This window comes from Pedobacter sp. V48 (assembly GCF_000523515.1).
Lineage (GTDB): Bacteria > Bacteroidota > Bacteroidia > Sphingobacteriales > Sphingobacteriaceae > Pedobacter.
The window spans coordinates 1-24447 of the sequence record NZ_AWRU01000016.1; the positions used below are offsets into that span (position 1 = coordinate 1).

Sequence of the window (24447 nt, forward strand, 5' to 3'; positions counted from 1 at the left end):
CTTCCGATCTTAGCKGGATGCAAAAGTAGGAAAATTCAACCACCACGCAAACATTTAAACACTATTTCTTGCAAAATAATCCTAACTCGCTAAACCACAACCAGAAAAATTAACAGAAAGTTAAAACCAGGTTAATTCTTTATCTTAAAATACCATAAAAGGCTAAACAAGGCCGGCAAAAACAACTCCCTACACTATATATATACTATGTGCATAATCACATCAAATTCTACACTATATATAGTATACACAACATTAGGTATAATACACCATCATCTGATACCTCACATCAAAAAGTCTTAAAAACGACAAAAGGTCGTTCAGAGTCGTTGGAAAGTCGCTAAAAAAATATACCTCGACTATTAAAGTGCAGATGAGAAACACCAAAAGGAAACAAGAAAGCAAAAAAAGCACGTACAAAAGAAAACGGAGTCTCGCTTCTTTCGATTTGAGTACTCCGTTTCCACCTTTTTATCGCCGTAGCTATAAAAAAGCACCAATTCTTCTTTTACTTTACCATTTCGTAGTGTTCTTAGTTCTCACGAACTTTGAAACCCGTCTAAGTTATCTCTTTATAAATCATCCCGTAGGCTTCATCATCTGAGATACGTCCGTCTTGACACAGTCTACATACCTTTGCGCTGGGGCTCCGGTAATCTTAAATCTCGTGTTCTCTGTCTCCTTTGAACTTCGAGTTTTTATTTACTGATCATCGAAATTACCAGAATCTTTTTGCCCTTAAGCTAAGTGTTCTTTTTGGAATTTCTTCAGACTGTCAAAGTACTTCGTAATTGATAGATCTAATTTACACACTTAAACCATTGAAAACAAGGAAAATCTGATTTATTTTTCTAACAATTCACTAACAGCTTACCAACAGGTTTTCAACATAGTTATAAACAGTTAAAAATCAAAAAACAACTGTAATACAGCAGCTTACAAAAACAAAAAATCAAAAGATGTTCATATCCTCACTTTTAGCCGAGCTTTACTTTTCAAATCAATTTGGAATCATGATATTTATTAAATAAAATTAAAGCATGAATTTGTTACGCCCCTTCCCTATTGTAGCCTTTTTGCTTTTTGGTCTGCTATCTCTAAATAGTTGCAACCAATCTGAAAAGAAGGCAACAAAAATCACAAAAGACTCACTAAAAAGACGTTCCATTAAAGACTGGAACAAAACTATCCCCGGAAATTTTAATTCTGAACAGGAGCTTTTTTTTGACACCCTTCAAATTGAATCATTTATTGCTGCACATCCACTACTCAAAGAATACGCTGCATCAATCCAAAAATTCTACACCAACAGGCACTTTGCTTTTGCATGGTATAACAAAAATGGACTAATAGAACAGGCAGGTAACCTTACCGATCGGGTTAAAAATCTTAAAGATGAGGGAATCAACAAGGATATCCCATATAGGGTCGCATTGGATTCTATGATCTATGCCAAGCCGAGTAAAAAACCAGATATCAGACTAGAGCTGATGCTCACTGCTCAATATTTTGTTTTTGCCAAATTAGCATGGGAAGGTATGGATGCCTCTATTAGCAAATCTTCCGAATGGTTTCTTCCACGCAAAAAGGTTGCGTATGATGTTTACTTGGACAGCATGATTAAAAGCCCAGCCAAATTTGCAGGTGCAGCGGTTGCTCCGGTTTACAGACAATATGATCTTTTAAAGAACTTCCTCATTAAGTATCGAGAACTGGATCAAAAAGACTCATGGAACCAAATAGTAGCTGATAAAAAATCTTATAAGCCTGGAGATTCTTCAGAAGTGATTGCCCAAATAAAAACACGCCTATTCAAGTTAGAGGATTTTAAAGGTGATACTACAGATACTCATTACAATGATGAATTTCTTTTAGCTGTAAAGCAGTTTCAGGAAAGAAGTGGCATGACCCCAGATGGAGCAATTGGGCCGGGCACATTAACAGAACTAAATACACCATTAAAAAAGAGAATCAGACAGCTTTTAGTAAACATGGAGCGCAGCCGATGGTTGCCAGTACAAATTGACTCCAATTATCTTGGTGTAAACATCCCTGAATTTAAACTGCATGTTTACCATGCAGACAGCTTATTATGGAGTGGAAATGTTGTAGTAGGCCAATCTATACACAAAACAGTTATCTTTTCAGGGGACATGAAATATGTTGTATTCAGCCCTTACTGGAATGTTCCTACCAGCATTGTTCGTAATGAGGTTCTACCCAATATGCGGCGCAACAAAAACTACATTAAAAGCCATCAGATGGAAATAACGGGTTATAGTGGAGGTTTGCCTGTAGTGAGACAAAAACCCGGACCTAAAAACTCTTTAGGTCTTGTAAAGTTCCTGTTCCCAAACAGTTACGACATCTACCTGCACGACACGCCTTCTAAATCGCTGTTCGGAGAGTCGTCCAGAGCGTTTAGTCATGGTTGTATCCGTGTAGAAGACCCTGCAAAGCTCGCCGCTTTTTTACTTAAAAACAGCAAAGGCTGGGATGCAGCTAAAATAAAAACGGCTATGAATTCGGGGAAAGAGCAATACGTTACACTAAAAAACAAAGTTCCCGTTTATATAGCCTATTTCACAGCTTTTATTGACCGAAATAACCGGTTAAATTTCCGTAAAGATATTTACAGCAGAGATGAGCCTTTGGCCAGCATGCTACTTAAAGAAGAATAATTTTCATTTTTTCTTAATCCTACTGTAGCGATTTATCAACTCGCCTCGTTTAGTGGTTTGAGAGCGTTAATTTAGATTCAGGGTCGGCTCTATATGAGCCGGCTCTGTTTTTTTACCATCAATGCTCTATTGTTAACTATAAACCCTAAACCAATTCTTATGGCCACTAAATCCTTTACTAAAAGCGCTTACTCAAACTCATTTATAATCTGCATTGTAGCTATAATCATCTTGCTGTTAACCCTACTAATGCAATCTTGCAAAAACAATGATCCTGCACCTGATCCAGAACTTTCTCTGTTAAGTGTTACGAACGCTTCGCCAACATTAGCTACTTATAATTTCTATTTAAACCAGAGTAAAGTAAATTCAGGTGCCCTTCCTTTTGGAGGCGTAGTATCTTATTTTCGCTTAAGTCCTGGTGAATATACAGGTAAACTTACGACAGAAAGTAGTACAGAAAGCTTGCTTTCAGAGAGTTTAAAATTCGAAAACGGCAAAATCTATTCCCTATTCTTTATCGGCAAACAGACAGGCCTTGATTATCTTCTTATCAACGATGACATTAAAACTCCTGCCGCGGAAAAAGCATTTGTAAGATTTATTAATTTATCTCCTGATGCTTCTGCACTTAATCTTGCATTTAAAGATAGCGTAGCAGTAGCTACTGACAAGGCATACAAAGCTGCAAGTGATTTTGTAGAGATCCCTGCTAAAATTTACACCTTCGAAATTAAGGATAAAGCATCTGGTGCAGTTAAAAAAGAACTCAAAGACATCGATATCAAGAAAGGAAAAACTTATACCATCATATCAAGAGGCATGCTTACTCCAGCTGGAACAGAACATGCTTTTGACGGACAAGTCATTACAAATCAATAACCCCCTACATCTCTCCACTCTCAATGGCGGCTATTTTTTCTAATCGTTTAACATGTCGTTCTTCATTAGAAAAGATAGCCTTGAGAAACGCTCTAACTATATCCTTGGCCAACTCAATTCCAATTACACGTTCTCCAATACATAAAACATTCACATCATCGTGCTCAACAGACTGGTGTGCTGAATAGGTATCATGGCATACACCAGCTCTAATACCCTTAAATTTGTTGGCAGCTACACTAACTCCTACCGAACTGCCACACACTAAAATCCCCCTGTCGCCTTCTTTATTTAACAACGCATGGGCTACATGTGCAGCATGGTCAGGATAATCGCTGGGTGCACTTGTATGAGTACCCTTATCTACCACTTCATATCCCTCATCAAGCAACATTTTTACTAATATGGTTTTATAAGCAAAACCCGCATGATCTGATCCAATTATTACTTTCATAAATCTAATATCAGTTTTTTGATTCTAATTCGGCAACTGTAAAGGCTTTTTGTCGGCTCTTAAGTTTCTCACGAACACTCACTACGTCTTTAACATCAATTTTACCTGCATTGTTTTGCCATGAACTTCTGATAAAGCTTAATAGCTGAGCAACATCTTCATCAGAAATTTCATCGCTATGACCAATTCCAGGCATATCACCTGCAATTTCTGGCGCTTCATACACATGGCCGTTAACATTTACAGGGCCTGTTAGTCCAAACAAAACAATTGAAATTAAAGTGTTTTTATCACCATTTACCCATTGCGACTTATTTAATGGCGGTGCTAAAGATGCAATACCATTACCATCGTGCGAATGACAAGTTTGACAGGTGGACAAGAACAGCGCCGATCCTTTTGGATATTCTTTAGCAAGCGCATCCGGATCACGGTTCTTTTTAGTGTTGTTATAAGCCGTAATTACTTTCTGTAACTGTTTGTTTATTTTCAGGTTGGTATCGGGCTCAAACTTGGATATTGTTTCTTTAAATGATTCTTCACGATAAGCTAAATTGCTGATCACAGCATCAGAAACAAAGCTGTTATTCGGATACTTTTTAATCAGATTTACCAGCATATTATCAGCAGCTTCTTCGTTAAATGGCTTAATATATTTTGATACAAATGCCACATAAGGAGCAGCTAATTCGTCGTTACTATCAACTAATTCATCTAATGCTTTCACATAGCTAACATAAGATGATGAGTTAATAACCGATGGCAGTACGGTTAATGCCTGCATACGGATTGTCCATTCTGTACTTTTCAACAACGCCAATACCTCATTTGTTTCCAATGCATTAAGCCCTTCCAGCGTCCATAACGCATGAATTACCTGTAGAGGATTTGTTGTCTGTTTTAAAACTGCCTTTAAATGAGGGATTGCCTGCTTGTATTTTCCATCTATTAAAGTTTGCTGAGCCATATCTCGTAAATAACCATTAGCACTTCCCAATAGCGCTATCAATTTTTCAGGATCATTAGGAATGCTTGTAACAACGGCTTTTTTCCCTTTAGGAACAATCTTATAGATTCGGCCACATGCCAATGGCAGGGTTAAGTTTCTGGCTTTAATCTGGCCCGACAAATATGGCGTAACATAGGTTTTATGCTGTATAATCCCTCTATACATGTCTACAACATATAATGCCCCGTCAGGACCATTATATAAGCTAACCGGTCTGAATCTTTCATCAACGCTAGCCAGGAACTCCTTATCTTTATATGCCTGCTCACCTTTTACTACATATCCGGTTTCTTTTAAAATATTCCTTTTAATCAAATTAGCCGAAGGTTCTGCTACAAAAGCATTAAAATCATAAGCACTGCCAAACAGATCTCCCCGGTAAATCAACGGACCACAAGCTGCTGTAAAGTTTCTTAATCTTAGACTGTCATCTAGTGTTCCTGGCGAATAACCTCTGTTTACGCCCGGCGTTGGCCTAATTGGATATACACGGTTGTTTGGTACCGTTCTTTCAGAAAAGCCATCCACTCCTCTTTGATTTCTATTTGAGGTACCAAAACCAGGACTAAAATAATCGCCCAGCAAGTTCGTCGAGTTATCATTGTAATACAACCTACCATAGTTATCCTGGCTTACTCCCCACTGACCTCTGAAATGAGTATCCTCAATCAACCATTTATCGCCTTGTTTTCTATATCGTTTACTAGATTTTGCATTGTAAATCCAATTGTCAAGAGCCCTTAACAGGCCATTGGGCTGATGCTCCACATTACCATCTACCGCGTATTTACTATCTACAAGCGTTCTTTTAACCGGTTTATCATTTTTAAGCTCATAGTACCATAAGTTTGGTGGTTCAGCTACCAAAATTCCATCTTCAATTAAACAAATTGCCCTTGGCAACACCAATGAGTCAATTACTAGTTTACGCTCATCTGCAACACCATCTTTATTTTTATCTTCCAGAATAATGATCTTACCCGATGGCTTGTCTTCTCCGGTGCCCAATGTATCAGGCATATATCCATTCATTTCTACTATCCACATACGCCCTTTCTGATCAAAACTCATTGCCACAGGTGTTGTTACTATTGGCTCGGCGGCAATAAGTTCTACCTCAAAACCATCTTCTATAACCATTTTACTTATGGATTCATCGGCAGGAACCACCGGTGATGCGTTAAAGTCGATGGGTTTATCGGAAGTAGCTTTTGTTGTAGAAACCTTTTTATAACTCTGACATTGATATAAAGAAAATACAATAAGTATTAAAAATGCGTATATGTAAACTTTCATAATAGGAACAAACGTAGAATAGTATTAGTTATTTTTAAGTGGAATTTGTTGAAGTACTTTTAGCAAATAGCTCCAGAATTTTTGTACTGAAGAGACCTGTACCTTTTCATCGGGCGAATGGGCACCATGAATTGTTGGTCCAAAGGAGATCATATCCATTCCCGGCAGGTGACCACCCAAAATACCGCACTCTAAACCAGCGTGGCAGGCACTAACATTAGGCTCGGAATTAAAACTGGCTCTATATAGATCAGCCATCAATTCTAAAATACTGGACTCGGGATTAGGTTTCCAGCCCGGATAATCGCCACTGCGTGAAACATCACATCCAATAATTTCCAGAGATGCACCAACGGCAATTGCAACATCTCGTTTAGTGCTTTCAACACTACTGCGCTGCAACGATTGGGTAACAAACTCTCCGTTTCCAATAATAACTCTGGCCAGGTTAGAAGAGGCTTCCACCAGGTCAGCAATATCAGGACTCATCCTAAAAACACCGTTTGGAAGAGAATAAATTGCATTCACGATCCTGGTAAAATCTCCTTCGTCCATTGCAAACCGAGGCAATTCCGTTTCAACCGCAGAAATCAATAAAGAAGGTTCTATGGCATGAAATTCTGCCTCAACAATAGCTGTAAAACTTTTTACAAAGGAATTAAATTTCTCTTTTTGAGTGGGCGCTACTACTACCACAGCTTTAGACTCTCTTGGAATGGCATTTCTCAAGCTTCCGCCATCTACCGAACTCAATTGAATACTAACCTCCTTATTTGCTTCATAAAGCAATCGGTTCATCAATTTATTCGCATTGGCTCTGCCTTTATGGATATCCATACCAGAGTGGCCGCCTAGTAAACCTTTTATAGAGATCTCATAAGCAAAGCTGCTGTCTGCAACCTGTTTTTGCTTATAAGTATATATTGTATTTGTATCTATGCCACCGGCACAGCCAATGGTAAGCTCATCATCTTCTTCTGTATCAAGGTTCAGTAGAATAGTTCCGTAAAGATTAGATGGATCAAGCTCCTTTGCACCCGTCATACCCGTTTCTTCATCTATTGTAAATAAGGCTTCAATAGAAGGATGGGCAATATCGGACGAAGCTAAAATGGACATAATAGTGGCTACCCCAATACCATTATCGGCACCCAGTGTAGTACCCTTAGCTTTAACCCAATCTCCCTCTACATACATTTCAATACCTTGAGTATCGAAATTAAAAATTGTATCGCCATTCTTTTGATGAACCATATCAAGATGCGACTGTAGGATTACAGTTTTTCTGTTTTCCATACCAGCAGTTGCCGGCTTCTTTATAATTACGTTTCCAGTATGATCCTGAATTGTTTGTAGTCCAAGGTTTTCACCAAAATCAACCATAAACTGTATTACCCTTTGCTCCTTTTTTGATGCACGGGGTATTGCATTTAAACGGATAAAATTATTCCAAAGCGATGCCGGCTCTAAATTTTCAACTTTCATTCCTTGCTCATTTGTATGTAAACAAACTTAGAGAAAAGTTTTTATATACAATTATGGCTAACCTTTTATCATCTTATTGTTGCACAAACAAGCCATTAGCAAGTAATTAGAGCAAACATCCTTATTAATAACTGAATGTTCTATTGTAAAAATTAGGTTTTAAATGACGTTAATTATTATAAAGAATATGATATTAGCGCTTTCTTTATTAAGAACATCCTATGAAAAAAATAATATTCTCTTTAATCCTTTGTGCATTTTCTACAATTGCTTTTAGCCAGGCGCTTTTACCTGGTAGTGTGTTGCCTACCGCTGTTTTCTATAAAACTGACGGCAATGCCTATTCTACAAGTCAGATAACTAAAGGAAAAAAAGCTTTATTGATGTTCTTTGATGCTACTTGCGAACATTGCCAGCGAACAGCTGCAAACATGTCTAAAAGAACCAAAGAGCTAAAGAACGTTAATATTTATATGATTACACAGGACGAGCAACGTTCTATAGATTACTTTTTTACCAATTATGGTAAGCCCTTACAGGCACTAAAGAATGTTACGATACTACAAGATCGGGATCATGTGTTTATTCCCATTTTTCACCCAAAACAATACCCATCTCTATACCTTTACGACACAGCTAAAAAACTGACGTTTTACTCAAGCAACGAAAAGGATTTACCAAAATTCTTTGAGCTGATGAAATAATTTACGCTGTAGTGGTGGCAAATACAATTTTGTTGTAGGCGCCATCCCATAGCTCAATCCGCTTTTTAAGGGATTCTATTGTAGCCTGCTCCGCTGACTTCCAGTATTCATCGCTATTACCGCATAGATCTGAAGTCATTTCAAGCGCGAGGTGACTATGATGGTCGCCATCAACTTCAATATGTCTGTCCAGATAATACTTAAATAAAGATATCTGATCAGGGAATTTCTTATTCAGGTCGTTTACTATAGTCAGGAACATATTAGGTATCAAATCTTCTCTGCCAAACGTAAACGTACTTGCCTGCAAATGTGGCTGATTGCTGTTGATTATTTTAAAAGTAAAGTTTACAAAGCTTTGAGCCTCATCTGGAGTATTAGATAACTCATATGCCTTATTCAAATCACCGGTTGTTTTCAATGCGTTTACAAATTGATCAATCTGATTCGTATCTGCTCCGCATTGATTCATTGCCTCAAGATACATCTCAAAGTGACTTTTCCTTTCGCCTTTACTGTCAGCATCAGATTCTTCTCCGGCAACAATCTCATTGATTAAATACCTGTTGTTTGCCGATCCAACAGGGAACCAGGGAATAGTAGTACAGGTAAGGTTAATTTGAAGCGATTTTAACAGCGACATGAAATCCCAAACTGCATACACATGATATTGCATAAAGATTCTTAGATCTTCAAGATCATTGATAACTGAATAAACTTTATGATTGATTATCTGTTGCCTTAATGGCTCTATTTCGTTTTGAATTCTTTCCAGCGGTGCGCTACTCATTATTCCTTAATTTTTCCTGGCGGCAAAGATAAAATTTTACCACCAAAAACCCTGAACTTTAACACGTCCATTAAAACCTGGTAATGCTTTAATTATTTTTCTGAGCTCAACAACCATAGGAACATTACCTGCTAAGTATACCGCGCGCCCATCAAGGTTTTGTTCCTTTAACCATTCCTGCAAATTGTTGATATTGCTACTCACTTTTTGAGGGATAGCCTCCAATGTAGAATCGAAATAAGACATAAATGCTTTGCGATGTTCTTCTTCCTTTATTACTACGGCTCCCGATACATTTCCCTTACCAGCCAATTGCTCTAAAGCTAAAAAATGTCCTATTGCAGAACTATCACCAAGGCAGGTTAATGAAGCAGAAGAAACTGGTTTTGTAAAAGTACTTGAAATTCCAAGATACGTAATCTGGTCCTTTGGTTTTAAGCTGGCAGCCCATTTACTTCCATTACCGTCATGTGCTGCATCAACATACAACGTACAGGTTTGTGTATCCTCATCCCAATGCGCGGGTGTATAGTCTCTGTAAACGCCATCGGCAACTTTACATTTCATATGTTGAACGCTTTGCCACTTGCTCATGTCTACCCCTGGTAAGTGCAGATCTATTTCGTAAAACGTTGAAGGATTCCATGCACGAACATCCAGAACATGTCCGGTTTTACCAAATTGTTTTTCAAATATTACAAGCGCCTTTCTTTTTATTAAATTCATAATTTCTTTGTTTCGATGTTACAAAACAACGTTAAAAACGTTCACATTACAATGAAGAAAGAAAGGTAAGTATTGGACTATTTGCGGTATATAGCCCTAAACGCACCGGCAGAAGTTCCGGCAAACTTAGTAAACAATCTGGAAAAATAAGTATGGTCTGAGAATCCCAATTCAAATGAGATTTCTTTAACCGTTAGATCGGTATAGTACAGTAGCCTCTTTGCTTCGAGTACAATCTCGTTGTGAATCCAGTAGCTAACCGGAAAGCCTGTTAGCCCTTTAACAACCTCATTTAAATAAGTAAGGGAAATATTTAATTTTTCTGCGTACTCGGAAGGGCGTTTAACTGTTTTAAAATTTGCCAGCAGCAAACTCCTGAATTGACTATTGATCTGCACAGGTCTTGTATTTTGCTTTTGCCCAAATTGAGTTTGCGAAAGGTAAGCTTCAGCAACCATCCCGATATAAGATTGCGCAAGAGAATGTGCGATTGCCCTGCTCAATGGCTCTTCAATAAGCAAAAACCTTTCATGAAGTAATTTCAGACATTGTTTAAATTTTTCTGCTTTAGCATCATCAAGTGATAAGGGCCCATTGCTTATAATGTACTGCTCAAAAACAGTTCTGTACTCTTCATTAACCAATAGGGTATCAATGGCCAAAAACCAACCCGAAACATTTTTACTGTCTATGCTGTGATGTACCTGCCCCGGCAGTACATATAATATGGCACGGTTATTAACTAAAAGAGACTTAAAATCAAGCATGAAATTGCTTTCTCCCTTTTCCTGATATAAAAAAATATAATGATCGTCGCGGTGTGCACTTAAAATGGAAGCACGTTCTTTAACGTTTTCAAAATAAATAACCTCCATTCCCGCCGAAGAGCGCTCATAGAGTTTATGGACTGGAATAATGTTTTTCACGACACTAATCTAGAACTTTTATGCGTAATTCAGTTTAGCAACTCTTCTGCTTCTTGCAATAAGCACCCATGCAAACGCAGCTCCTGTTAGAGCCATTATTGAACCCACCGAAACCGGAGAAGTATAATCATAACCTGCTGCAAGTGGCAAACCACCTAAAAATGCACCAAGCGCATTACCTATGTTAAAGCTGGCCTGACTAACAGAGGCAGCAAGCATTTCCGAACCTTTGGCTGTATTGATCATCAGCATCTGAATTGGTGATGCCGCTGCAAAAGCAATTGCACCAGTCACAAATGTCATTATTACAGCCAACACCTGGTTTCCTGATACATAATGTACAATTAAAAGACTAACAGACATTGCAATCAGTAGTGCTATAGTTGCCTTTGCAGGCGATATTTTATCTGCAAGTTTACCTCCAATGAAGTTACCTACCAACATCCCTAAACCGGCTACTACCAAGATATAGGTGATGGAATTGGCAGAGAATCCCGAAACCTCAGTGAGCAATGGAGCGATATAGCTATACCACGAAAATAACCCACCTGTGCCAATTGCAATCATTAAAATGATCAACCATGATTCAGGAAGTTTAAAGAAGTTAAGCTCTTTGCCCAAATCGCGATTTTTAGTAGCTGGAAGTGCTGGCATCCATGATTTTAAACTCAACAAAGTAACTATACCTACAATAACAATGATTACAAAAGTATACCTCCATGAATAGTTATGGCCAATATAAGTACCTAGCGGTACCCCTATTACGTTTGCTATAGTTAATCCGGCAAACATTAGCGACACAGATTGGGCTTCTTTACCCTTTTCTGCTATTCTGCTTGCTACCACGGAGCCCACGCCAAAGAAAGCTCCGTGTGGTAAGCCTGCCAGCAAACGAGCTGCAAACATGGTATTATAATCTGGTGCAAATGCCGAAAAGGCATTAAAACCTGTAAACATGAGCATTAAAACCATTAGTATTTTTTTGGGAGGATAGCTACCCGCAATAACTACTAATAAAGGTGCGCCAATTACAACCCCTAAAGCATAAGCAGAAATGAGATGCCCGGCCTGAGGTATGGTAATATGTAAATCTTTTGCGATGTCTGGCAAAAGGCCCATCATCACAAATTCTGTGATCCCGATTCCAAGGCCTCCAAGGGTTAAAGCAAGCAAACTTTTCTTCATAATCTACTATAGGTTAGTGTAAAAAATACACACTACAAAAGTAGATAATAAAATAGGTTAATTGGTCTATTTTTGGTAAAAAAAATTCACCATTAATTTTGACCTACCTAAGGTTATTTTTTTTCATTTTTAACTCTAACTCACTGATCCTCTTAGCTTGTTTTTTAGCTTTAGCATAATCAATTAATTCTAGATAGGCAGCAAAATGATATGGATTTAATTGAATCGCCTTTTCATACAGCGCCATGCTTTCTGTTTTGCGATGATTGGTTTGCAGCAATTTTGCCAAGGTGTATAAATAATCTGAAGCATAAATATTATCGCCGGACCTGTTTACCTTTTTTAATAGCTCCGATGCCCTTGTTTTATAGCCTTTTTGGGTCAATAGCCTTATAAACCTCAATTGATCAAGCCCTTTTACATATAACTTACCCGATAAAAATGGTTGCAAATAAAAATCAGTGCTATCCTTATATTTCAATTCATGATAGAACTCTGCTATCCTTAAATTATAATCTGGTCTTCCATTTCCCGAAGCGGTCAAAATCCTTTGGGCTTCTTTTAATGTAGCAATGGCTGGTTCATATTGCTTGTTTTCGGCCAGAGCGTCAGCATACATATTTCTAAGTTCAAAATTCTGGGGCTTCTGATCAACCAGCTTTTTCAAAACAGCAACCTGCTTTGTATCACCTAAAGTTGCCCTTAAAGATGCAGAAAACGCAATAGCATCATCAATTCTATCCCTTAAATAGGTAGACACCGTAGCTCCGGTTTTAGTATACAGATCAGCCGCTTCAATGGCTTCCTTCAGCTTGGCATTTTTTCTGTACATTTCCCGGAGCAACAAATTATCCTTTGCCAGCTCCTGATAATCGTCTTCAAGAGTAATAGATTGCTGCAGATAACCCGCCTGCTGTTTAACAGATTCTTCCTGATTGATTTGTCGGGCGGCATATTTAGCCGCAACTAGATCTGCATACATCGCATAAATAGGTGCATAAACTATATCAATATTTTTAGCTTTTACCAGCCATTGCTCAGCTCCACTAAAATCTTTGTTATAGATTTTGAGATGGGCGATACTTAGAAACGCCGGAAGATACTTAGCATCATAAGTCAAAGCTGTATCCAGATAAGTTACTGCAAGTTTTGAATTACCCGCACGACTTGCCAGGTTCACATAAACCTCAGCCCAATTGTTGGCCATGGCTTTTTTATCGCCAGCCAAATAAGCCTTTTCCTTTGAAACCAATTTATCCAGAAAACTATACATATCAGGATCTTTTGATTTTAAATCGGCTCTTGTATTCATTGATTTAAAATCAAGCGGGTGCACTTTTACGGGCTCAAAATACGCGGGATAAGTTTGCGCAAAATACTCGCTTTCATTGTTTTGGGAGTAATAATCAAGCGTACGGTTTTGTTTCATGGCATTATAGTATAGCGATCTTATTTTTCTGCTTTCAGCATCGGTTAGTACTGCTCCATGAAACAAATGCACGTACTCATGCAATACCACATTTCGCTCCATAAAAGCCCCACGCTCTACATATTCTATTCCCGCGGCCCCACTTCCTACCCCTCTTATATCCATCCACTGCCTGTTATCAAATGTGGTCATGTACCTAAAAGCCGGGGCGTCCATAGCAACCGCTAAATCCTGGTGCAATGGAGGTATTTTAAAGGTATTACGTTGTTTAGATAAAAAAGAAAAGTAAACTACTGATGAATATAGCTGGTTCCAAACCATTGCTTTTGCAGTTTCTCCTGGATAATAGCCTACGTCAGAAAACACTTTGGTGAAATTCGTCATATCCTCGATCTTGGTATTAACAAGCGTTTTAGTGATGGCATCGAAAGCATCCAGGTATGGAATCCTTTTCGATTTAATGACTGCCGACAAGCCATTGTGGGCCGGGCCATAGTGCTTTTTTCTAAGCAAAATCGCTTTAAAAATATGCTCAGCAGAATCAAGCCGCATGCCTCTGTCCAGATCAAATGCGCTATAATAAATCGACGCCCTATGCATTAAAGGCAAAACAGAGTTAGCGTATTTCTTCTCTACCGCTCTGGTAATTTCTATTGCTCCTTGCACCTCATTGTTTACTATTCGCTGGTCGGCCGTTAAAAGCGCTTTCCTAACCTCTTCATCATTAGTTTCCGCATAATCTGCATAGGTTAAATTGGTATGGCCATTGCCCCAATGCCAGTGAGTTTGATAATGAAGCGGATTAATTGCCAGTGCCAATTCCCACTGGTCAGCCATGGCATCTAACTGTGTTGCATCTACCCTTCTCCATATTGCATAGCCGTAACTGAATCTGGCATCTGCATTGAAAGGATCTAATTCAATGGATTTAATTAACGGTTGTTCGGCTTTCTCAGGACGCTGATCCCAAAAATAAACATCGGCTTCCAACAAATAGGCTTTAGCACTTTTTGGATTTCTCTGCTGTATCTCTTTTGCAATTTTTAAGGCCGTTTCGTATTCCTTTTTAAGCAGCTTAACCCTACCAAGTAACAGCGCTGCATCTTCACTATCCGGATTACTTTGAAACACTTGCTTTGCTATATTTTCAGCCTTTAATAAACGCCATGCCTGTATCTCCAAAAAGCCTTTTATGAGAAGCGCCTTTTCATTTTTCCGTTCTTGTTTTAGTACTTGAGACACTATAATCTCGGCCTCCTTATATTTATTGTTTAAGATTAAGTAATCGCACTTAAGTAACTGATAATCTAAATTATTATGTTTTGATGATTCAATCAAACTATCAGCTATCTCCCACAATCCAAGCTCAAGCATTCGACTAATTACAGGCGCTGCATTTGCAGCAGTGTCTGCCTGCAAAACAAGTTGTTTTTTAAGTTTAACCAACTCCGTAAAAACTTGTTCTGTACTATCGGGATTTATAGACTGAGACCTGACTGCACCTGCATTAATGACAACGAATAAAATCAGGGAGAAACAGAGTTTTTTCATATCTACCCTAAATATACCAGTTTTCTCCTTTCTCTTTTTTAAACTGTTACACGATTTTCTACCCGCAACTACACAATATGATTAAATTTCAATTTATTAAAACACTCTGGTACGGAATGTGTTAGTGATTAAGTAAAAAACATCTATTATGAATTATAAAAAATTAATATCTAGCCGCTTGTCCAATTTCCCGACTATGCCAACTGACAAATCTGGAGCAATAGTTGGATTATTAGCTGGTTTAGCGGTAGGTGCTGTTATAGGAGTACTATTTGCTCCTGACAGTGGAAAAAGAACAAGAGAAAGAATATCTGATAAAGCATTAGACCTTGCAGATAATGTAAAAGATGGTTTCCATTCCATTAAGGATAATATCAGTAATGGAAAACAAAGTCTTGGGGGACTAAAAAATCAGGTTGTGGACAACGTTAAGACTAAGGTGAACTCTGTATCTCAGGAGTTTAAAGAATTTAGAGATACTGAATTAGAAAAAGCAAAATCAGCAATCAAAAATACTGCTGATGATGCAAATGACGCCATTCAAAAGGCCTAATCTATGGTTTAATATCTAGAGCTATCCTTTGGTGTTTAAAAAACATTTTGGTTATTGGAACTAACAATAGTCCACATAATCCGAAAATTACAAAGGATACTCTTAAATTAAACGCATGCGCCAGGTATCCAATTAATGGAGGCCCCAGCAGCATTCCAGTTATCGAATAAGTGGCTATAATGGATATGGCCATTCCCGGCGAATACTTCTTTGAAGCACCTGCCAACGCATACGACATTGGTATTATTGATGCTGTTCCAAAGCCTACTAATGAAAAACCGAGCATAGCTGTCCAGAATGTTGGAAATATAATGGCCAGGGAAATTCCAGAAACAATAAAAACAGCGCTCATAATGTATGTTTTCGGCATACCAAATTTTACAATGATAATATCAGATAAGAACCTTGATGTTGCCATAAATGTCATAAAGATCAGGTAACCGTAAGTAAATATTGGCGCATTTAACACTTCCTGAAAGTAAATTCCACTCCAATCGAACATGCCTCCTTCGCATATTGCACATAAAAACACAACTATACCAAGATAAAAGATATATGGGTCTGGCTTACTCAAGATCAACTTGTTGCCTGTTTCAGACTTATCTCCTTTTAATAAAAACTGGTATGAGTATAAGGTTACAAGCAACATTAACACCGCAACTATAGAAAAATGTACTGCCAACGTAACATTTAGGGTCAGCAAAAGTGTAGACAAGGCAATTCCTGCTATCCCACCAATACTCCAAAACCCATGGAATGAACCTATTATCTTTTTCTCAAATCTCTTTTGTAGTGTTAGTGTTTGCGTATTTACTGAAATATTAAATATTCTGGTAGTAAAAGCGAACACACAAATTGCAAAAACAAGACTAAGTGTATTGTGTGCAATTCCTATCAGCGCGAGCGAAAGTGCATTTAATGCATAGCCCACCGTTAACGGCACACGACTATTGTATTTGGAAACTAACCAACCTGAAATGGGTAATCCGATTAAAGAGCCGACCGGCATTGCCAATAGAATACTTCCTAATTCTGCTTCATTAAATCCAAAAGCGGTTTTAATCGTAGGAATTCTTGACGCCCAGGTAGCAAAGCTAAATCCTGAAATGAAAAAGAAAAGGCTTAAGAAAAACCGATGTTTACTATTTGAAATCATTAATTTGAGATGAAAAAATAAAATTAATCACCCTAAAGTGCAGCTAGTCGTAATTAATAGGCTACAAATGTAAACAATTCAAATTGGAGCTGAAAAAACTATTTAGCAAGTTGCACAGATTATTTCCATATGGGTAATGTTGATAGCTAAAAAACTCATACGTTGTCATCGCGCATCGTCAGCTCTTTTATGATCGGATGACGAAAACCTTAAACAATCTGAGGCTAGTAATTTATTTAAGACGAGTCACTACATGCAGTTTTTAAATCTCTCCTATTTGTTTTTCCAAAAAATAACATAGCTTTACAAAAAACTTTAGGGGTGCCTTGCGCTGAGATATACCCTTTGAACCTGATGCAGTTAGTACTGCCGAAGGGAAAAGTAGAAGCAAACCTATTGCTATCTTTTCGTCCCGTTACGGGCAATCTCTATAGTTTTTCCAAATCATTTAAAGATGGAAATAACTGTAAATCAACAAAATTACGAATTTAACAGCCCTTGTTCTGTAGAGCAAATGCTGTCTGTTATTAACGTTCAGGCTAAAGGTACCGCTGTAGCCATCAATCAAACCATTATTTCTAAATCTGCCTGGGCCGAACATACGCTAAAACATGGCGATCAGGTAATCATAATTAAGGCCACCCAAGGTGGCTAATGCTTCAATCATGTATTAAATCAATCCTTCATTATAAATTAAAGTATTTATGAAAAGTGAAAAAACTCCAACCGAAGAAGTGATCAGCCGTAGTCCCTTCCCTGCCTCACGCAAAATTTTTGTAAAAGGACAACTGCACGATATTGAAGTTGCCATGCGCGAGATTAGTTTGAGTGATACCAAAATCCACAATGGGTTTGGTTTAACAGAACCAAACCCTCCCGTAACAATTTATGACACCAGCGGCCCCTATACCGATCCGAATGCACATATCGATGTAAGAGAAGGTTTGCCTAGATTAAGAGAAAAATGGATTACCAACAGGCAGGATGTTGAACAGTTAGATCACATTTCTTCTGACTATGGTCAGCAGCGCCTGGCCGACAGCAAACTGGATTCGTTGCGTTTTGCTTATATCAACAAACCTTACAAGGCAAAAAATAGCGCTAATGTTTCGCAAATGCATTATGCAAAAAAAGGCATTATTACTGCCGAAATGGAATACATTGCCATTAGAGAAAACCAAAGAATAGATCTTTTAAATGAGCAGCTAGGTGCACAATATGATGTAATGAGTCATCAGCATAAAGGCCATAGCTTTGGCGCAAATACCCCAAAAGGATACATTACACCAGAGTTTGTTCGTCAGGAAGTTGCTTCGGGAAGGGCGGTAATTCCTTGCAACATTAACCACCCTGAATTGGAACCAATGATTATTGGCCGTAATTTCCTGGTTAAAATCAACGCCAATATCGGTAATTCGGCCGTAACCTCTTCAATTGAAGAAGAAGTTGAAAAGGCTGTATGGGCATGTCGATGGGGTGCGGATACGATAATGGACCTATCGACCGGAAAAAACATACACGAAACCCGCGAATGGATTATTCGTAATTCTCCGGTTCCAATTGGAACAGTTCCAATATATCAGGCATTAGAAAAAGTCAATGGAAAAGCAGAAGATTTGACATGGGAGCTCTTTAGGGATACTTTAATCGAACAGGCTGAACAGGGTGTAGATTACTTTACCATACACGCCGGTGTGTTGTTGCGCTACATCCCGCTTACCGCAAAAAGGGTGACCGGAAWTGNRYSWWGAKKYKRATCTATTATGGCTAAATGGTGCCTTGCACATCATAAGGAAAGCTTCCTTTATACTCATTTTGAGGAGATATGCGAGATCATGAAGGCTTACGATGTGTCCTTTTCTTTAGGCGATGGTTTAAGGCCTGGTTGTATTGCCGATGCTAACGATGAGGCTCAGTTTGCTGAATTGGAAACGCTTGGTGAGTTAACAAAAATTGCCTGGAAACATGATGTACAGACCATAATTGAGGGACCTGGTCACGTACCAATGCACCTGATTAAAGAGAACATGGAGAAACAGCTAGAACATTGTTCTGAAGCTCCTTTCTATACATTAGGCCCCCTAACTACTGACATTGCTCCGGGTTATGATCACATCACATCAGCCATTGGTGCTGCCATGATAGGTTGGTTTGGAACTGCAATGTTGTGTTATGTTACCCCAAAAGAGCATCTTGGCTTACCAAATAAAAAAGATGTTAAAGATGGTGTAATTACCTATAAAATTGCCGCTCATGCTGCCGATTTAGCAAAAGGCCACCCTGGTGCACAATACAGAGACAATGCTTTAAGCAAGGCAAGATTTGAATTTAGATGGGAAGATCAGTTTAACCTTTCTCTGGATCCGGACACAGCAAAAGAATTTCATGATGAAACCCTACCGGCTGACGGCGCAAAGATCGCTCACTTCTGCTCGATGTGCGGGCCTAACTTCTGCTCGATGAAGATCACTCAGGATGTTAGGGAATATGCCGCAAAGCAGGGCGTTGATGAACAAGATGCGCTGGCAAAAGGGATGGCAGAAAAATCTAAAGAATTTACAGAGAAGGGTAGCGAAATCTATTTATAGGTGAATGTAATTGTAATTGCAAATCCTGCTATAATTGATAATGAATCAAATAAAATTAATCAACTGTTTGAAAGCGGATTAGATATATTTCATTTAAGAAAAGATTCATGTACAAGTGCATACTGTAAACAGCTGATTTCTGAGATTGATGAGGTATATCACGATAGGATTGCATTACATCAATATCATGAGCTTACAGACTACTTTGGAATTAAACGGCTGCATTATAAGGAAGAGCACAGAAAACAATTACAGGAGGCTAAAACAATGTTTAATTTGAAGGGAACGGTGCTAAGTACATCCATCCATCAACTTGAGGAGGTTAATAATTTGCAAGGATTTGATTATACTTTTTTTGGGCCGGTATTTAACAGCATATCCAAGCCAGGGTATGCTGGAGTGCTGAATCAGGATTTTAAATTGCCACAGCGTTTAAACAGCACAAAACTTATAGCACTGGGTGGAATTGATGCTGAAAATGCCGAAACGCTCCATTCAATGGGTTTTGACGGAGTCGCCCTACTTGGTTTTATTTGGAATGACCCTTCAAAAGCGATCCGTAATTTTAAAAGTATACAAGAAAGATGCTAGCAAACAGACCATATGCAATTAGTATTGCAGGATTTGACCCCAGTGCAGGCGCCGGTGTTTTGGCCGATGTAAAGTGCTTTGAGCAACACCATGTTTATGGTTTTGGCATCTGCAGTGCACTAACAGTGCAAACAGATAATGAATTCTTAAAGAACAACTGGTTAGATTCACTCCAAATCATTGCCCAACTTGAACCATTAGTAACCAAATTCCAGGTGTCTGCCTGTAAAATAGGGCTAATAAAGGATGTTGCTGTATTACAGGAGGTGGTCTTTTTCCTTAAATCAAAAAGGCCTGATGTGAAAATTATTGTGGATCCAGTAATAAAGGCAAGCTCCGGTCATGAATTTCACGATTGGACGAATGGAATGGAAATATTATCGCCCGTACTTAAACAGATAGACCTGATTACTCCGAACTACAATGAAATGTTAAGTTTAGGTGGTGAGGCAATGGATGTAAGCTATACAGCTAAGCTTTGGGCACAGCACTGCCCTGTTTTATTAAAGGGAGGGCATAGCATTGCTGCAATTGGCACTGATTATCTATATGAGCAGGATCACATTTCTGAGTTTAGTCCTCGAGTTGCTCAAATTCATCAAAAACACGGTTCTGGTTGTGTTTTATCGGCAGCTATTGCCGCAAATGTGGCACTTGGTTATCCTTTAAAACAAGCTTGCAGCAATGCTAAATTATATATCGAAAAATTCTTAAACAGTAACAGCGCCCTACTTGGGTACCATTCATTATGATTGATAAATTACACTATATATCGCAGGAAACTGAACACACAAGCCACCTTGATGCCATCAACAAAACACTTATCGCGGGTGCAAAGTGGATACAACTGAGGGTTAAAAACAAGCCTGAGGACGTGATTCTTGAGTTGGCTATTAAGACTAATGCTCTTTGCAAAGCTTATGGAGCAAGGTTAATTGTAAATGATCATCCCTTAATTGCGCTAAAAGCTGGAGCTTATGGGCTGCACTTAGGCTTAACTGACATGGCAATCGGAGAAGCAAGAAGTATTGTTGGTGAGCGAATGACTATTGGTGGTACAGCAAACACTTTTGAGCATATCAAACAAAGGGTTGCCGAGGGAGTCGATTACATAGGACTGGGCCCTTATCGGTTTACCAATACCAAACAAAATTTAAGTCCTATAATCGGTTTGGAAGGATATGAAACAATTATGGAACAGGTTTCTATAGCTGGCATCACCACTCCAATTATTGCAATTGGAGGGATTGAGCTGAATGATATTTCTTTGATTATGACAACTGGAGTTCATGGTGTGGCATTATCAGGTGCACTAACCAATGCAAATGATCCTGCCGCTGAGCTTGCAAAAATGTACAGTGCGCTAAAGGTCTTAAACCCCATTAATAACTAACTATTATGTTAAAAATAGCAGACAAAACATTTAAATCCCGATTGTTTACGGGAACCGGGAAGTTCAGCTCAGCTAATGAAATGGAAAAAGCATTACTTGCTTCGGAATCGGAGCTGGTAACTGTAGCCTTAAAAAGAGTTGATCTGAAAGACAATGACGATGATATTTTAATACATTTAAATCACCCTCACATTAATCTTTTACCGAACACATCTGGTGTACGCAATGCAAAGGAGGCGGTTTTTGCAGCTCAAATGGCCAGAGAATCGTTAGAAACCAACTGGATCAAGCTAGAGATTCATCCGGACCCTAAATATTTAATGCCTGACCCAATTGAAACACTAGTAGCCACAGAGGAATTGGCAAAACTGGGGTTCATCGTGCTCCCTTATATACACGCCGACCCGGTTTTGTGTAAACGACTGGAAGATGCAGGAACATCGGCAGTAATGCCTTTGGGCTCTCCTATTGGCAGTAATAAAGGTTTAAAAACAATTGACTTTTTAGAAATCATCATCAGCCAAAGTAACGTTCCTGTAATTATTGACGCCGGGATTGGTGCTCCGTCTGATGCTGCAAAGGCCATGGAAATTGGCGCTGATGCGGTTTTAGTAAACACCGCCATTGCAGTTTCGCAATATCCTGAACAAATGGCCCGAGCTTTTAAGATCGCCGTAGAGGCCGGAAGAATGGCTTTTGAGGCCAAACTTGGTTCTGTTAATTTACATGCTGTGGCCAGCAGCCCGTTAACCTCATTTTTAGATGACTAACTTTACCGACCTCTTCGAATCGTGCAACTGGGACGAGACCAGTAAAAGCATTTATGCCAAAACTAGTGTTGATGTGAAGCGTGCCTTAAATTCTTCTCAAAGAACATTAGAGGATTTTAAAGCGCTTATTTCGCCCGCAGCAGCTCCTTATCTTGAACAGATGGCACAGATGAGTCAGCAGCTAACCCTTAAGCGTTTTGGTAAGGCCATTCAAATGTATGTGCCGCTATATCTTTCCAACGAATGCAATAACATTTGCACTTATTGTGGCTTTAGTTATGACAATAAGGTCAGGAGGAAAACGCTGTCTTCAATGGAAATTATGCAGGAAGTGGCAGTAATTAAAGACATGGGATACGATCATGTGTTGCTGGTTACCGGCGAGGCCAATCAAACCGTGCATACCGAATATTTCAAAAAGGTATTGGAGCTTATTAAGCCTCACTTTTCTCATATATCAATGGAAGTTCAGCCATTGGACACCGAAGATTATAAAGAGCTTACACCCTATGGGTTAAATACAGTTCTTGTTTATCAGGAAACTTATCATCAGGATGACTATAAAAAACATCACCCAAAGGGAAAAAAATCCAATTTTCAGTATAGATTGGAAACGCCGGATAGACTGGGACAGGCCGGAATTCATAAAATGGGATTAGGTGTGCTTATAGGTTTGGAAGATTGGCGAACAGATTCCTTTTTTACAGCAATGCACTTAAGTTATCTTGAAAAAAAGTACTGGCAGAGTAAATACAGCATCTCATTTCCACGTTTACGCCCATTTAGCGGGGGTCTGGAACCTAAAGTTGTGATGAACGACAAAGAGCTGGTACAACTCATCTGTGCTTATAGAATATATAATGCAGAAGTAGAATTATCAATTTCTACACGTGAATCCATCGTTTTTAGGAATAATATTGTGAAATTAGGGATCACATCTATAAGTGCAGGTTCTAAAACCAACCCTGGTGGGTATGCCGTTGAGCCACAGTCGTTAGAACAGTTTGAGATTTCTGATGAGCGCAACGCAAAAGAGATAGCCCAAATGATTAGTTCCCAAGGTTATGAACCGGTATGGAAAGATTGGGATGTCAGTTTAACAAAAAACTAATTAATTATGGATAGCGCTGAACTAAAGAGATATAACAGACAGATACGATTACCAGAACTGGGTATAGAGGGTCAGCAGAAGCTAAAAGCTGCTAAAATATTGGCTATTGGGGCCGGTGGTCTGGGTTCTCCGGTATTACTTTATCTTGCCGCCGCCGGCATAGGCAAAATTGGCGTTGTTGATCATGATACTGTAGATGAAAGTAACTTACACAGACAGATACTCTTTAATACTTCTGATATTGGAAAAAACAAAGCAGTTATCTCGGTAAATAAGCTGCAGCTACTTAATCCATATGTTAATTTCGTTTCCTATCCTTTTAAAATTGAACTGGGTAATGCCAATTCATTAATTCAGGATTATGATCTGGTAGTGGATGGATCTGATAACTTCCCTACCCGTTATCTGGTTAATGATACTTGCGTTGCTTTAAATAAACCGTTGGTATTTGGTTCCATATTTAAATTTGAAGGTCAGGTATCGGTATTTAATTATAATGGCGGCGTAGATTACAGAACGCTATTTCCTGAACCGCCGGCTTCTGATGAAGTTCCAAATTGTGATGACGGTGGTGTAATTGGAAGCTTACCGGGGATAATAGGCAGTTATATGGCCAATGAAGCCATCAAACTAATTTGTGGTTTTGGCGAAGTGCTATCAGGTAAATTACTCATTCTTAATGTGCTCAACAATTCTTCATTGGTCCTTAATATAGGGAAAAGTGTAAACGCTATTGACTCTAATTCCACCTCTGATAAAAAATTTGAGTCGGTTTATGAATCAGTTGCCTCGGCTCCTGCTAAAAACGACTATGAGGAAATAAACCTGGAAGCATTTGAATATTTAAAAGAAAAAGATTCTTCTCTCTTTTTAATTGATGTGCGAGAGGATTTTGAATTTGACGAGTACAATATCGGTGGATATAATTTTCCCTTATATGAGCTTAATGATCATATGCATTCAATCCCTGAGGATAAAAAAATTGTGCTTTGCTGCACCAGTGGCTTAAGAAGTAAAATTGCTTATAACTTATTAAAAACAAGAACAGATGCTCAGATCTATATTCTGAGTCTTAATAAATAAAATAGTTTTTATTTCAATATTTCAAAAGCTATATATTCTTTTCCATATAGACTTACAGTGTAGATCTACAATCTTAATAACTCA

At 38.6% G+C, this 24447-nt stretch carries 20 protein-coding genes, 1 pseudogene and 1 riboswitch; of the genes and pseudogenes, 12 read left to right on the top strand and 9 right to left on the bottom strand.

The features are described from left to right. Positions 1–1040: 1040 nt before the first annotated feature. On the top strand, positions 1041–2681 hold the full coding sequence (locus N824_RS15325) for a murein L,D-transpeptidase (protein ID WP_048906040.1): 1641 nt from the start codon (positions 1041–1043) through the stop codon (positions 2679–2681). Positions 2682–2840: 159 nt separating this feature from the next. Continuing rightward, positions 2841–3563 carry a DUF4397 domain-containing protein gene (locus N824_RS15330; RefSeq protein ID WP_161662326.1) on the top strand — a complete coding sequence of 241 codons (723 nt, stop codon included), beginning with the start codon at positions 2841–2843 and terminating at the stop codon, positions 3561–3563. A gap of 4 nt (positions 3564–3567) precedes the next feature. Here N824_RS15330 and rpiB read toward each other — a convergent pair whose 3' ends face one another. The 3 genes from rpiB to N824_RS15345 are packed head-to-tail and all read right to left on the bottom strand — an operon-like array spanning position 3568 to position 7807. After that, positions 3568–4017 carry a ribose 5-phosphate isomerase B gene (gene rpiB / locus N824_RS15335; RefSeq protein ID WP_048906042.1) on the bottom strand — a complete coding sequence of 150 codons (450 nt, stop codon included), beginning with the start codon at positions 4015–4017 and terminating at the stop codon, positions 3568–3570. A gap of 10 nt (positions 4018–4027) precedes the next feature. Continuing rightward, a complete protein-coding gene (locus N824_RS15340; RefSeq protein WP_048906043.1) occupies positions 4028–6322 on the bottom strand; it encodes a c-type cytochrome in 2295 nt (764 codons plus the stop codon). Positions 6323–6346: 24 nt separating this feature from the next. Beyond that, positions 6347–7807, bottom strand: coding sequence for an aminoacyl-histidine dipeptidase (locus tag N824_RS15345; protein ID WP_048906044.1), 1461 nt, complete (start codon positions 7805–7807; stop codon positions 6347–6349). Between the two features lie 221 nt (positions 7808–8028). Here N824_RS15345 and N824_RS15350 point away from each other — a divergent pair, with 221 nt between their 5' ends. Further along, positions 8029–8511: a peroxiredoxin gene (locus N824_RS15350; RefSeq protein ID WP_048906045.1), complete on the top strand. Its 483-nt coding sequence runs from the start codon at positions 8029–8031 to the stop codon at positions 8509–8511. A gap of 1 nt (position 8512) precedes the next feature. Here the strand turns inward: N824_RS15350 and N824_RS15355 are convergent, their stop codons facing one another. From N824_RS15355 to N824_RS15375, 5 genes are all read right to left on the bottom strand, one after another. Further along, positions 8513–9301, bottom strand: a complete 789-nt coding sequence (locus N824_RS15355; protein WP_048906046.1) for a DUF3050 domain-containing protein — start codon at positions 9299–9301, stop codon at positions 8513–8515. A 36-nt stretch (positions 9302–9337) separates the two neighbouring features. Further along, positions 9338–10027, bottom strand: a complete 690-nt coding sequence (locus N824_RS15360; protein ID WP_048906047.1) for a hypothetical protein — start codon at positions 10025–10027, stop codon at positions 9338–9340. Positions 10028–10104: 77 nt separating this feature from the next. After that, on the bottom strand, positions 10105–10953 hold the full coding sequence (locus N824_RS15365) for a helix-turn-helix domain-containing protein (RefSeq protein WP_048906048.1): 849 nt from the start codon (positions 10951–10953) through the stop codon (positions 10105–10107). Positions 10954–10971: 18 nt separating this feature from the next. Next, positions 10972–12138 carry an MFS transporter gene (locus N824_RS15370; RefSeq protein WP_048906049.1) on the bottom strand — a complete coding sequence of 389 codons (1167 nt, stop codon included), beginning with the start codon at positions 12136–12138 and terminating at the stop codon, positions 10972–10974. A 103-nt stretch (positions 12139–12241) separates the two neighbouring features. Next, a complete protein-coding gene (locus N824_RS15375) occupies positions 12242–15118 on the bottom strand; it encodes a tetratricopeptide repeat protein (RefSeq protein WP_048906050.1) in 2877 nt (958 codons plus the stop codon). 148 nt (positions 15119–15266) lie between these two features. On the opposite strand from N824_RS15375, the gene N824_RS15380 reads away from it, so the two are divergent. Further along, entirely contained in the window at positions 15267–15671 is a 405-nt protein-coding gene (locus N824_RS15380; protein ID WP_235207140.1) for a YtxH domain-containing protein, read from the top strand. 1 nt (position 15672) lies between these two features. Here N824_RS15380 and N824_RS15385 read toward each other — a convergent pair whose 3' ends face one another. Next, the gene (locus tag N824_RS15385; protein ID WP_048906052.1) at positions 15673–16827 is read right to left on the bottom strand and encodes an MFS transporter; all 1155 of its coding nucleotides are present in this window, start codon (positions 16825–16827) and stop codon (positions 15673–15675) included. 307 nt (positions 16828–17134) lie between these two features. Beyond that, positions 17135–17222: riboswitch (TPP riboswitch) on the top strand. Positions 17223–17281: 59 nt separating this feature from the next. On the opposite strand from N824_RS15385, the gene thiS reads away from it, so the two are divergent. From thiS to N824_RS15425, 8 genes and pseudogenes are all read left to right on the top strand, one after another. Further along, the gene (gene thiS, locus N824_RS15390) at positions 17282–17482 is read left to right on the top strand and encodes a sulfur carrier protein ThiS (protein ID WP_048906053.1); all 201 of its coding nucleotides are present in this window, start codon (positions 17282–17284) and stop codon (positions 17480–17482) included. A 49-nt stretch (positions 17483–17531) separates the two neighbouring features. Further along, positions 17532–19415 (top strand): annotated as a pseudogene (gene thiC / locus N824_RS15395) (phosphomethylpyrimidine synthase ThiC). Beyond that, the gene (locus N824_RS15400) at positions 19416–20006 is read left to right on the top strand and encodes a thiamine phosphate synthase (RefSeq protein ID WP_048906055.1); all 591 of its coding nucleotides are present in this window, start codon (positions 19416–19418) and stop codon (positions 20004–20006) included. Next, positions 20000–20758 (top strand): hydroxymethylpyrimidine/phosphomethylpyrimidine kinase, encoded by a 759-nt coding sequence (locus N824_RS15405; RefSeq protein WP_048906056.1) that lies wholly within the window; start codon positions 20000–20002, stop codon positions 20756–20758. The genes N824_RS15400 and N824_RS15405 overlap by 7 nt, the downstream gene beginning before the upstream one ends. After that, positions 20755–21399: a thiamine phosphate synthase gene (locus N824_RS15410; protein WP_048906057.1), complete on the top strand. Its 645-nt coding sequence runs from the start codon at positions 20755–20757 to the stop codon at positions 21397–21399. The genes N824_RS15405 and N824_RS15410 overlap by 4 nt, the downstream gene beginning before the upstream one ends. A 5-nt stretch (positions 21400–21404) precedes the next feature. Then, complete coding sequence (locus N824_RS15415) at positions 21405–22169, top strand: thiazole synthase (RefSeq protein ID WP_084498352.1); 765 nt, start codon at positions 21405–21407, stop codon at positions 22167–22169. Further along, on the top strand, positions 22162–23280 hold the full coding sequence (gene thiH / locus N824_RS15420) for a 2-iminoacetate synthase ThiH (RefSeq protein ID WP_048906059.1): 1119 nt from the start codon (positions 22162–22164) through the stop codon (positions 23278–23280). The genes N824_RS15415 and thiH overlap by 8 nt, the downstream gene beginning before the upstream one ends. Before the next feature lie 6 nt (positions 23281–23286). Then, complete coding sequence (locus tag N824_RS15425) at positions 23287–24363, top strand: HesA/MoeB/ThiF family protein (RefSeq protein WP_048906060.1); 1077 nt, start codon at positions 23287–23289, stop codon at positions 24361–24363. The last annotated feature ends 84 nt before the right edge of the window (positions 24364–24447 follow it).